General features: G+C 40.5%; 11 protein-coding genes and 1 tRNA gene. 10 read left to right on the plus strand and 2 right to left on the minus strand.

Features of this window, described 5'->3' with window-relative positions:
- The first annotated feature begins 20 nt into the window (after positions 1 to 20).
- On the plus strand, positions 21 to 1,709 hold the full coding sequence (locus H4075_RS10375) for an ABC transporter substrate-binding protein (protein WP_255460442.1): 1,689 nt from the start codon (positions 21 to 23) through the stop codon (positions 1,707 to 1,709).
- Between the two features lie 88 nt (positions 1,710 to 1,797).
- Here H4075_RS10375 and msrA read toward each other — a convergent pair whose 3' ends face one another.
- Positions 1,798 to 2,394, minus strand: coding sequence for a peptide-methionine (S)-S-oxide reductase MsrA (msrA, locus tag H4075_RS10380; protein WP_182806443.1), 597 nt, complete (start codon positions 2,392 to 2,394; stop codon positions 1,798 to 1,800).
- A 269-nt stretch (positions 2,395 to 2,663) separates the two neighbouring features.
- On the opposite strand from msrA, the gene H4075_RS10385 reads away from it, so the two are divergent.
- Positions 2,664 to 3,317 (plus strand): transmembrane-type terpene cyclase, encoded by a 654-nt coding sequence (locus H4075_RS10385; RefSeq protein ID WP_182806444.1) that lies wholly within the window; start codon positions 2,664 to 2,666, stop codon positions 3,315 to 3,317.
- Here H4075_RS10385 and H4075_RS10390 read toward each other — a convergent pair whose 3' ends face one another.
- A complete protein-coding gene (locus H4075_RS10390; RefSeq protein ID WP_182806445.1) occupies positions 3,318 to 3,896 on the minus strand; it encodes a DUF1684 domain-containing protein in 579 nt (192 codons plus the stop codon).
- A 148-nt stretch (positions 3,897 to 4,044) separates the two neighbouring features.
- Here H4075_RS10390 and H4075_RS10395 point away from each other — a divergent pair, with 148 nt between their 5' ends.
- The 8 genes from H4075_RS10395 (at position 4,045) to H4075_RS10430 (ending at position 11,655) form a co-directional block, all read left to right on the plus strand.
- Positions 4,045 to 6,165, plus strand: a complete 2,121-nt coding sequence (locus H4075_RS10395; RefSeq protein WP_182806644.1) for an endonuclease MutS2 — start codon at positions 4,045 to 4,047, stop codon at positions 6,163 to 6,165.
- Positions 6,166 to 6,254: 89 nt separating this feature from the next.
- Positions 6,255 to 7,019: an MBL fold metallo-hydrolase gene (locus H4075_RS10400; RefSeq protein WP_182806446.1), complete on the plus strand. Its 765-nt coding sequence runs from the start codon at positions 6,255 to 6,257 to the stop codon at positions 7,017 to 7,019.
- A gap of 9 nt (positions 7,020 to 7,028) precedes the next feature.
- Entirely contained in the window at positions 7,029 to 7,904 is an 876-nt protein-coding gene (locus tag H4075_RS10405; RefSeq protein WP_182806447.1) for a DMT family transporter, read from the plus strand.
- A gap of 64 nt (positions 7,905 to 7,968) precedes the next feature.
- Positions 7,969 to 8,571, plus strand: coding sequence for a Crp/Fnr family transcriptional regulator (locus H4075_RS10410; protein ID WP_182806448.1), 603 nt, complete (start codon positions 7,969 to 7,971; stop codon positions 8,569 to 8,571).
- 443 nt (positions 8,572 to 9,014) lie between these two features.
- On the plus strand, positions 9,015 to 9,569 hold the full coding sequence (locus tag H4075_RS10415; RefSeq protein WP_182806449.1) for an NADPH-dependent FMN reductase: 555 nt from the start codon (positions 9,015 to 9,017) through the stop codon (positions 9,567 to 9,569).
- Position 9,570: 1 nt separating this feature from the next.
- Positions 9,571 to 10,710, plus strand: coding sequence for a serine hydrolase domain-containing protein (locus H4075_RS10420; RefSeq protein ID WP_182806450.1), 1,140 nt, complete (start codon positions 9,571 to 9,573; stop codon positions 10,708 to 10,710).
- Between the two features lie 6 nt (positions 10,711 to 10,716).
- Entirely contained in the window at positions 10,717 to 11,457 is a 741-nt protein-coding gene (locus H4075_RS10425) for an SDR family oxidoreductase (RefSeq protein ID WP_182806451.1), read from the plus strand.
- A 110-nt stretch (positions 11,458 to 11,567) separates the two neighbouring features.
- Positions 11,568 to 11,655 (plus strand) — tRNA-Ser (locus tag H4075_RS10430).
- Positions 11,656 to 11,669 lie beyond the last annotated feature (14 nt).

Genomic DNA, 11,669 nt, shown 5'->3' on the forward strand with positions numbered 1-11,669 from the left:
AAATTTAGCTGTAATTCTTTATGCAGAAAGCGAAAAATAAAAGAGAAGTAAGAATGGTAAGCAAAATATTGCTCCCGGTAAGCGCATTTACTCATTTTTTATTTATCATTCTTCATTTTTCATTTTTAGTCCTCCTTTCCTGCGGCAAAGCCAAAAAGAATGAGCAGAATATTTTTCGTTACAATGAAGTAAGCGGTATCAGTTCACTTGATCCTGCATTTGCCAAAAGTCAATCTGTCATTTGGGCAACGCATCAGTTATACAACACACTCGTTGAAACAGATGATCAACTAAACATTGTTCCTTCGCTGGCAAAAAGCTGGCTTGTTAGTGATGATCGCCTGCAGGTAACTTTTTATTTACGTGATGATGTGTTCTTTCATGATCATAGCGCCTTCCCGAATGGAAAAGGACGAAAGATGACGGCGGCTGATGTGGTCTATAGCTTTCAAAGGTTGATGGATAAGAGTACAGCAAGTCCTGGTGCATGGATATTCAACAACAGGGTTGATGCAGCAACAGGTTTTACTGCTGTTGATGATACAACATTCCGTATTACGGTGCTGCGACCTTTTGTGCAGATACTTGGTGTGCTGAGTAATGTGTATTGTTCCATTGTGCCAAAAGAAGTGGTAGAGAAATATGGACCTGATTTCAGACGCAATCCCTGCGGTACAGGGCCTTTTCAATTCAAGGCATGGGAAGAAGGTCAGGCGTTGATTCTTGTAAAGAATAAAAATTATTTCGAAAAAGATAGTGCAGGTGAAAGTTTACCTTATGTTGATGGTGTGAAAGTGAGTTTTCTTGATAATAAGGCGAGTGAGTTCATGGAATTCAGGCAGGGGAACCTTCATTTCATTAATGATATTGATGCTTCGTTTAAAGATGAGGTGCTGAATAAAAAAGGTGAGTTGCGTGCAGAATGGAAGGATAAAGTGGTGCTTAATAGACATCCATATCTCAATATTGAATATATCGGAATACTGGTTGATTCAACTAATCCGTTGGTGAAGAATTCTCCATTGCGGTTAAAGGCAATAAGGCAGGCGATCAATTATGGATTTGACCGCAGAAAGATGATGCTTTATCTCCGCAACTCTATAGGAACTGCTGCTGAAAGTGGCTTTGTGCCAACAGGTTTGCCAAGCTTCGATTCAACGATTGTGAAAGGTTATTCGTATGATCCTGCAAAAGCAAAAACATTGTTGCAGCAGGCTGGTTTTAACTCTATGAAAGATGTGCCGGAGATAAAACTATTGACGATTCCTATCTATGCTGATCTGGGTAGTTATATTGCCCGGCAGTTGCAGGATATTGGTTTGAATGTAAAAGTGGAAGCGGTGCAAAAAAGTTTATTGCTTACCCAAACATCAAAAAGCGAAGCGCTGTTTTTTCGTGCAAGCTGGATCGCCGATTATCCTGATGCAGAAAACTATCTCAGTGTGTTCTATGGAAAAAATCCTGCACCACCGAACTATACACGTTATAAAAATGCTGCGTATGATGCATTGTATGAGCAATCAACAAAAGAACCAAACGATTCCGTCCGTTACAAACTCTACCGGCAAATGGATCAAATGCTGATGAACGACGCTCCAATTGTACCGTTATGGTATGATATGGTGATCCATCTCGTGCAGCCAGCTGTAAAGGGATTTAAACCAAATGCATTAAACTGGCTGGAATTAAGAAAGGTAAAACTCAGGTAACCAGGCTCAAGCAAAAATAACAAGGCACAAGGTTCAGTTGCCTTACTTCTTGTGCCTTGTTCTACTTGTATCTTGTACCTTTAATTTCTTAACTTTTTCTCTTCTTATCCTTGAATACTTTATCAAACTTATCCAGCTTGGGTTTAATTACATAATAGCAGTAAGGATTTGAATTTTTATTGAGGTTGTAATAATTCTGGTGATAGTTTTCTGCTTCGCTGTAGTTTTTGTAAGCTTCAACTGTTGTAACAATCGGGGCACTGAACGCACCACTCTTGTTTAGTTCTTCTTTATACTTTTCGGCTTTTGCTTTCTGTTCTGCATTGTGATAAAACACTGCACTTCGGTATTGCGGACCCACATCATTTCCCTGGCGGTTCAATGTTGTAGGATCATGTGTTTGCCAGAAGATTTCCAGCAATTCATCAAAAGAAATTTTCTTGGGATCAAAGATGATCTGTGCTACTTCTGCATGGCCGGTGGTTTTTGTATTCACCTGCTCGTAGGTCGGGTTCACAACATGTCCGCCACAGTAACCGCTGGTTACTTTTAATACACCTTCCACTTGTTGAAATACAGCTTCCACACACCAGAAGCACCCTGCGCCAAATGTGGCAGTATCAGTAGCTGCTCCTTCATTGCCGGTGCTTCCTGCAAAGGCAACGCTTGATAAATTATCGCTCATAGTTTTATTATTCGGTTCACTTGTAACACAGGAAAAAAATTGAAACGATCCGGTTACAGTCAAAATGCTCAAAAGTAATTTGCTCCACATATCGTTCTTGTTTTTTTGCAATATGCAATGTACGTGCAAAATTGTGCCAGAGGTTTTCATCTGGCTGTAGTACGGACGACAATTTAATGATTTTAGAACGCCTTTAACGTTTCCTTTCAAGTTTTATCTTCTTGTGCTATCTTCAAATTAAAGAATGATAACAGATAAGATTTTAAGAAATGGACAAAAGCACAGTTATTACTTTACTCATATTAGCTACACTTGGTATATCATGGACCATAGTTTACCTGTTGATTATTTACCGGTCTTTTAAAGATAAAATGTGCGGAATGCCTGCAATTGTATTGGCATTTAATATGTTTTGGGAATTTTTGTATTCGTTTGTTTTTTTGAACCAAGGGCAGGAAATTCAAATATGGGTTAACAGGGTTTGGTTTTTTTTTGATGTTGTGATTTTTACTTCTTTCATCCTGTACGGAGCCAGAGCATGGCAAGAAACCAACCGTCGTTTTTTCATACCATTTGTGTTATTCACCTTAATTTCTGCTTTTAGTTTTCTCTATTTAATGCAATTGGATTTTGGTGAAAAAGCAATTACATATTCGGCCTTTCTGATCAATGTGTTTATGTCTGCCTCTTTTATCGATCTGTTACTAAAACAACAGGACCTACGAGGTCAATCGTTCGGTATTGCATTTTTGAAGATGACCGGCACACTTGCTGCAACAATTGTGTTATTCCAGCGCTATAGTTATTTCCTGCAGCTTCTTGGTGTATTATGTTTTGTGTTGGATATGATCTATATCGTTATGATTGTTGATCGGTATAAAAAATTAAACCTGCACCTGATAACCCGCAGGTTGAAAAATTAATTATTTCGTATAATTCAGTTCGCCTGCTTTTATGGCTACAGCCAAATCGTTTTCTTTTGGTGGAATAGGGCAATTGTACCCTGTTGTATAGGCGCAATAGGGATTATAGGCTTTGTTGAAATCGATCACATATGTATTGTTGCTTATATCAGAAATATTCAGATCAATATAACGACCGCCTCCATAAGTTTCTCTGCCCGATGTGAGATCGGTAAAGGGTATAAATAAATGTTCCTTATACTTTTCAGAACTCATGAGTGAGCGTGATTGATAAATGTGCAATGCAACTGCTGTGTCATAAATATTGAAACGGATGATCCCATACACTCGGTATTGTTGTTTGGTGTTGCCAGATGTGCTCATCATAAACCATGGGCTGTTTTCTTTTCGCTCAAAAACAGCGTTAATCCGGTACTGTTGCTGCACCGGGTAAAACTTCATCTTTTGCTTATCGTTGCCGGTTACCACTTCATGATCGGCTACATATTTTTTCAGGAACAGGTTGAGCGAATCCTCATAGCTGGTTTGTGTAAAAGCAAAGCAGGGAAGAAAAGCAAGAAACAGTAAACAAAATCTCATCAGTCAGTTATTTACCGCAATTTAAGAAACCGGGCGGAAAGCTACATTGAAGATAGTTGCTGCGGCGGGCATTGTTGTACAAGAGTGCGACGCAAGGAACGCTGAATAGAATTACCTTTGCCGGCAACATAAAAGTGGTTTTTCTGTGATTAAATTTTTTCCCGATTCGGCCCTCGTGCAGCTGGAGTTTGATAAAGTGAAGGCGTTGTTACATGAGCATTGCAAAACGGAGTATGCAAAAAACAAGGCACAGGAGCTTCGTATCCATACACGAAAGGAATATATAAAGCTGGAGTTGCAACAGAGTTATGAGTTTATGCTGTTGCTGCAGCAGGGTCAGTATTTCCCTACTGATTATATTCTCAATCTTTCACGTGAACTGAAATTATTATCAATACCCGGTGCGGTGTTAACGGAAGAGCAATTGGTGCAGATCCGCAAACTGGCCATTAACGCACAAAGTATTTTTCGTTGGTTTGATGCAGATCGCAGATCGGCTTACCCTGCTTTAACAGAAGTAATTGAAGGAACGTACTACGAAAAAGTAATTCTTGAACTCATCAATGATGTACTGGACGACAGTGGTGTGGTGAAGGATGATGCGAGTGAAGAGCTGGGAAATATTCGCATGAGTTTATACAGAAAGCGAAATGAATTACGTCGTGAGTTTGAAAAAGTGTTGAAGCGTTTACAGAAACAAGGTTATGTAGCTGATATTGAAGAATCGTTTTTAAGCGGTAGAAGGGTAGTGGCATTGTTTGCAGAACAAAAGCGACAGGTGAAAGGTATTCTGCATGGCGAAAGTGAAACAAGAAGAACAGTATTTGTTGAACCGGAAGAAACCATTGAGCTCAACAATGATATTTTCAGTTTGGAAAATGAAGAGCGCAGGGAAGTGTATCGCATTCTCCGGGAATTAACGGAGCAACTTTCTGTGTATGCATCGTTGCTTACAACTTATCACGGCATATTAGGTGAATATGATTTCATCAGGGCAAAAGCAAAGCTGGGCGTTGATATGCAGGCAAATTTCCCAATGCTGACGGATAAAGCAGTGATCGACTTAAGAGAAGCCTATCATCCGTTGTTGTTGTTGTACAATAAGAAAAATCAAAAGCCAACGATTCCTACAAACATTCGTCTTGATGAAAAGAGCAGGATATTGGTGATCTCAGGACCCAATGCCGGTGGTAAAACAGTTACCATGAAAACAGTTGGGTTGATGCAATTGATGGTGCAGAGTGGTTTGCTTGTACCTGTGCATCCAGATAGTGAGTTTGGTATTTTCAAACAGGTGATGATCCATATTGGTGATACGCAAAGCATCGAATATGATTTGAGTACTTACAGCAGTCACTTGCTGCACATGAAACACTTCATGGAAACAGCAAATGGCCGCACCTTGTTTTTTATTGATGAGTTAGGAAGTGGCAGTGATCCCAATCTTGGTGGTGCATTTGCTGAAGTGATCTTACAGGAGTTGGTGAAGAAACATTCACTTGGCATTGTTACAACACACTATCTCAATTTGAAAGTAATGGCGAACCACACGCCCGGTATTGTGAACGGGGCCATGAGTTTCGATGAAAAAAGTTTGCAGCCTTTATATAAACTGATATTCGGTAAGCCCGGAAGTTCTTACACGTTTGCCATTGCAGAACGTATCGGCTTAAGCAAACAATTGATCGACCGTGCAAGGGCATTGGTAGATGAAGATCATTTCCGGTTAGATAAATTGTTGAATACGGCAGAGAGTGATCTCCGTCAGATCGAGAAGAAAGAAAAGGAACTGCATCGTTTGCTGAAAGAAAACGAGCGGTTGAAAAAAGAGATGGAGCAGGTGCTCAATAGAGAAAAACATCAGCAGCAGGTAGAGTTGTTGAAACAGCAGAATAAGATCACGGAAGACCGCATCGCTTATCTCAAGGATATGGATCGCAAACTCAAAGCCATTGTGCAGGAGTGGAGGAGAAGCGACAACAAGGCTGACGTTATGAAGCAGATCAATGCTTTGCTGTTTGATCAAAAGCAGAAGCAGGTGGCTGAGAAAAAAGACAAAAAGCTCAACGAAAAATTCAAGGAAGTGGGTGGGGAAATAAAGCCAGGCGTAAAAGTGAAAATGATGAAGAACCGCCAGGTGGGTATTGTAAAAGAACTACGGGGCAAGAACGCAGTGGTTCAGTTGGGAGCTATTCCGATTACGGTAAGTTTGACGGATCTGGTGGTTGTGGTGGATAAGTTGGAAGAAGAAAAAACCACCGGCAATTAAACATAAGCGTCACCACCTATTCATTTCTTAAAGCAGATTATTTTTTTCGTTTTCGATGTAATACATTTTTGCGTTGTAAAAAAATGTATATGAAAACGGACATTCAATTATTGCGAAATGCAACAGTTGTCATTAACACAACCGGGCTTCAGTTGCTGGTCGATCCGATGTTTAGTGCAAAAGAACATCTCGATCCTATACCTTGGTCAGATGACCGCAGAAATCCTTTGGTCGATTTGCCGGTTTCAAAGGAGATGTTGCAAAATATTATCAACTCAACAGATGTAATCTTATTAACACATCTGCATCCCGATCATTGGGATGAAGAAGCAGTTGCTTTACTGCCAAAGACAATGCAGGTGATCTGTCAGCCAGAGGATGAACCCGTATTGCGGGCACAAGGATTTTGTAATTTAATTACAACTGAACAATCTCTTTGTAATCATGTGCTTGTTGAACGTGTGTCTGCGCAGCACGGGCATGGCGAACTGCTCGACAAACTTTCTCCTGCAAGTGGATTTGTAATTCAATCGCCACATCAAACAATTTATGTAACCGGCGATACTGTTTGGGGCGAATCATTGAAGCATAACCTGCAACGTTTTCAGCCCGATGTGATCATTGCAAACAGTGGTGCGGCACAATTTAGTTTCGGTGAGCCGGTAACACTCAACAAAGAGGATGTGCTGCAAATGCTTTCTGCATGTAAGCCGCATGCAACTGTGGTTATTGTGCATATGGAAGCGGTGAATCATTGCCGTTTAACAAGAAGTGAATTGCAGGATTTTCTTAAACCGCATCAGTTTACCCAAACGGTTCTTATTCCTCTTGACGGAGAATTTATTGAAGTATAATTCAAGTTTATGCAGTTTGCGGATTTGATAAAGCTGTTGCTCCTGGGAGCTATCTGGGGCAGTTCGTATTTGTTTATGAAACTGGCATTGCCTTTAACAGGCGCTTTCTTTACGAGTGCTGCACGTATTGTCATCGGTACTGTGTTTATCTTGCTACTGGCATTCGTAAAAAAGCAGTTACCCGATTTCAAATCGAACTACAAAGCGTTCCTGCTCGCAGGCTTATTGAATCTTATCGTGCCTTATGCTAGTATTACCTATGCCTCCCGTTATGTAACTGCGTCAACTGGTGCCACACTGAATGCCACAACACCCATTTTTACATTGTTGCTGGCTGCTGTTTTTCTTAATGAAAAAATCACAGTTCGTAAAATAGCAGGCATCTGTCTTGGCATTGTTGGTGTGGTTGTACTTGTGGGTTGGAATAGTCATCCGCAACCTGCAAGTGCGTTTAAAGGAACTGCTCTTTGTTTGTTTGCTGCAGTGGCTTATGCTTCGGCTAATATTTATACTCGTATAAATTTTAAGAACCTTGGTGCTTTGCAGATTGTAACGGGGCAAATGCTGTTCAGCTCACTGTTACTTTTACCCGTTGCGCTGCCGCTGAGTATAACCATACACTTAACGGCCAATACAGTTGTGATTATTTTATGTCTTGCGTTACTCAGCACGGTGGCTGGTTATCTTTTATATTTTCAGTTGGTACAGAGTGCGGGACCGGTAAAAGCGTCGTTGGTTACATTTATCATTCCTGTGTTTGCTTTTTGCTGGAGCAGCCTGTTTTTCAACGAACCGGTTACGGGTAATTTACTGGTAAGTTTTCTATTGATTGCAAGCGGCTTGGTTTGCATTTTGTATCCGCTTAGAGGTAACAAACAACAGTAGGTTTTCATGGTAAACTGGTGTAAAAGGTTTGAACATCTTTTCAAACCTTTTCTTATTTTAGTATATGCCACATCAATTGCTGCTTGACAATATCCGGAACTTCATTCAACTTACTCAGGAAGAAGAGGAGTTAGTGCTCGACCGTACAACTCCAAGAGAATTTAAACGTGGTGAATTTTTAAATAACGAAGGAGAAGTAAACCGCTTTACAAATTTTATTATTAAAGGCAGCGCCCGTGTTTACTATATTGAACCAAGCGGGCATGAGCATGTTGTACAGTTGGGCATCAGTAAATGGTGGGTGGGTGATTTTCCAAGTTTCATCACGCAAACAAAAGCCAGCATGTACACACAAGCACTGGAGCCAACAGAGGTATTGGCTTTTTCTTATGAAAATCTGCAGGTTTTATATCACGAAGTACCAAAGATGGAACGCTTTTTCCGATTGTTGATACAACGGGCATATGCTTCTTTTCATCGGAGAGTTTTAGAAGCGCTGGGCATGGATGCAGAGCAGCGTTATCTTGCTTTCAGGAATGTATATCCTGAAATGGATATGCAGATTCCGCAAAAACATATCGCTTCATACCTTGGAATGTCGCCGGAATTCTTAAGTACACTAAAGCGCCGGATAGTAGACAAAGAACGGGGGCGTGTACGGAAGTAGAATTTAAAAAAAAGCTTACGCAGAAACAAACCTGTATTCACTTTCACTTTTGCAGGATAGCTGTATTCGTTTTCATTAACAGCAATGCCTGTTTGAAATTTCTTTAAGTATATTTTTGAACGTGCACGCTGGTAACTTCTGTTGCGATGGGAAGGCCCCACATTGCTCATTATCTGAAATCCCTGTTCAGGTTTATTTTGGATGCCAACTGTTTCAATTTATTTTGATGACCCCAACGGTCCTCGTTGGAAGTTATTGACATATTACCCGGCACACTCAAACCGGAAATGAACGTAATCAGCTATGAAGATTGGCTTCACTTGAAAAGCTGATCATGAGTTATAATAACGTTTGAAAAGCTGCATTTTTTTTCGCTTTTTCTTAATCCACATTATTTTTTAGTCCCATAATTCCTGAGAATTTTGATTAAAAATATACTAGTAATGAAACGTATTCTGGCAATATGTGCAAGCAATAAACCGAACTCTATAAACAGGTTGTTACTTTCTGCAGCGTGTTTAAAACTCACAGGTGCTGAAGTTCAAACCATGTTGCTTTCTGATGTTAGTATTCCTTTTTACAACGAATTGATTGAAGAAAATGAAGGCGTGCCTGGCGAGGTGTTGCGTATTCATCAAACCTTCACCGAAGCAGATGGATTTGTATTGGCTTGCCCTGAGCATAACGGGCTGCCGCCGGCAGTTTTTAAAAATCTTTACGACTGGTTATCGAGAATAAACCAAAGAGTTTTTGCAGATAAACCCGTGATGCTGCTAAGTACTTCACCTGGCGAAAACGGTGGAGCAAGTAATCTTTCATTGATCCGTGAGTTACTGCCGAGATGGGGCGGCATTCCTGCAGGTTTTTTTGCGCTCGGAAAATTTTACAGCAACTTCCACTCGTCAGAAAAGCGAATCACAAATCCTTTGCTCAATCTGATGCTGGACCAAGAAATCGCTGTATTTGAATCGGCCATTCATCATCCTCAATTCGCTTGATATGATGGATCAAACGTTTTTTAATTTTAAACAGTTTTTGGTGAAAGGACTATCTGTTGGTTGCTTGTTTTTTTCTGTAGCCCGCAATGCACAATCGGGGAGCTACAACAGAGCAGCCCGACAAACAGATTCGTTAATGCGGGCTAAAATGGAAGAGCTTCATATACCGGGAGCAGCAGTAGCTGTTATCCAGAATGGTAAATTGTTGCAACAATCAGTTTACGGACTTGCTAATTTAGAATGGGGAAATGCCATTACTGTAAATAGCAATTTTCAATCGGCATCCTGTACAAAATTGCTTACATCAACTCTATATTTAAAAGCGGTACATCATCAAAAAATTTGTCCCGAAGATCTTTTGTGTGTTTACCTGGAAGATGTTCCGGAAGGATGGCGCAACATCCGTATAAAACATCTCATCAACCACTCTTCGGGCATAAAAGAATTCATAGGAGACCCCAATCTTTCATCTGTTGCATGGTTGAAGGCAGTACAAGATTCTGTTTTGAATTTTGAACCAGGTTCAAAACAGCAGTATACACAGAGTGATTTTGCATTGCTCGCCGTCATACTTGAACAGCTGTACCGGCAGCCCTTCGACCAATTACTGCAGAATGAAATTCTGTATCCTTTAGGCATGCAGGATGGAAGTTATGATGCGGAGCTGCGGCAACCGGCTTTCACCAATTCAAATTTAGTTAAAGAGAAGGTTTCAACTTATTACTTTAATGACGTTTTCAGGTTGTATAAATTTCTTTACCCGTTTTACAATTATGCGGCAGGAGGTTTTTATGCATCAATAAGTGATTGGACAAAATGGGCTATTAGCCTAGATACTGAAGTACTATTCCCGGTTTCGCTGCTGAACAACTCCAGTCATTTTCCAAACACTGTTGACAAACCGTTTTTTTCGAATGCCGGATGGCTCAGGCAGCAAGTACAGGGACATACAATTACCGGACATACTGGTGGCCCAGGTTTATCGGAGGTTTGGCGTTTTACGGAAGCCGGATTTACATTTATTGTACTTACAAACGATACAGAATTGTTACCGGGTCTTGCGTTGCAGATTGCATCGTTCTATTTACCTGGCTTTTCGGCACCTGAAACAATATCAAAATTTAAACGATCAATTAAATAATCATTTATGAATATTTCTGGAAATACAATTCTAATTACGGGTGGCGGATCGGGAATAGGTTTAGCCACTGCAAAACTGCTGGATCAATTTGAAAACCGATTGATATTAGTGGGGCGTAACAAACAGAAACTGCAATACGCAGTTAGTCAACTTACAAATGCTGAATTTTTTATAGCAGATGTAACTGATCCGCATGACGTGCAAAGCCTGGTAAAACATGCGGAAAGTGAGTTCCCCGATTTAAATATCCTCATCAACAATGCCGGAGTAGCATATACGTATTCCATTCAACGTATTGAAGATTCTTTTGAAAAAGCAACTGCTGAAATAAATACCAACTACCTGGCAAATGTTCATCTTACAACAAAGCTGTTACCGTTGTTGTTGAAAAATAACGAATCGGCTATTATTAACAACAGTTCAGTAACCGCACTGGTGCCAGCACTCAAAATTCCAACCTACAGTGCCAGCAAAGCTGCCTTACATTCGTTTTCGCAATCGCTCCGATATTTGTTACAGGCACAAAGCAATGTAAAAGTTTTTGAAGTGCTGCCGCCGCTTGTGGATACCGATTTCTCCAAGGAAATCGATGGACCAAAAATTTCGCCTGAAAAAGTTGCTGAAACAATTTTGCACGGAATGGAAACAGATACGTATGAAATTTTTGTTGGGGTGGCCGCAGAGCTGTCAAAGGTGGTTCGAAATTCGCCGGAAACAGCAATTAAACTGCTCAATCAACTTGCTTAATTACAAGTTGATTTTGTTGCCGGCAAATTCACAACAGCTTGACTAAAAAATAATTGAACAAAAGAGTTAGTTTTTTTGGCTCAAAAAACTAGTACCCTTACTTTTGCGCCGGAGAGATGGCAGAGCGGTCGAATGCGGCGGTCTTGAAAACCGTTGAAGTGAAAGCTTCCGGGGGTTCGAATCCCTCTCTCTCCGCCAAAGCTCAGTAAAGC

The sequence above is a fragment of the Lacibacter sediminis genome, from assembly GCF_014168535.1.
Lineage (GTDB): Bacteria > Bacteroidota > Bacteroidia > Chitinophagales > Chitinophagaceae > Lacibacter > Lacibacter sediminis.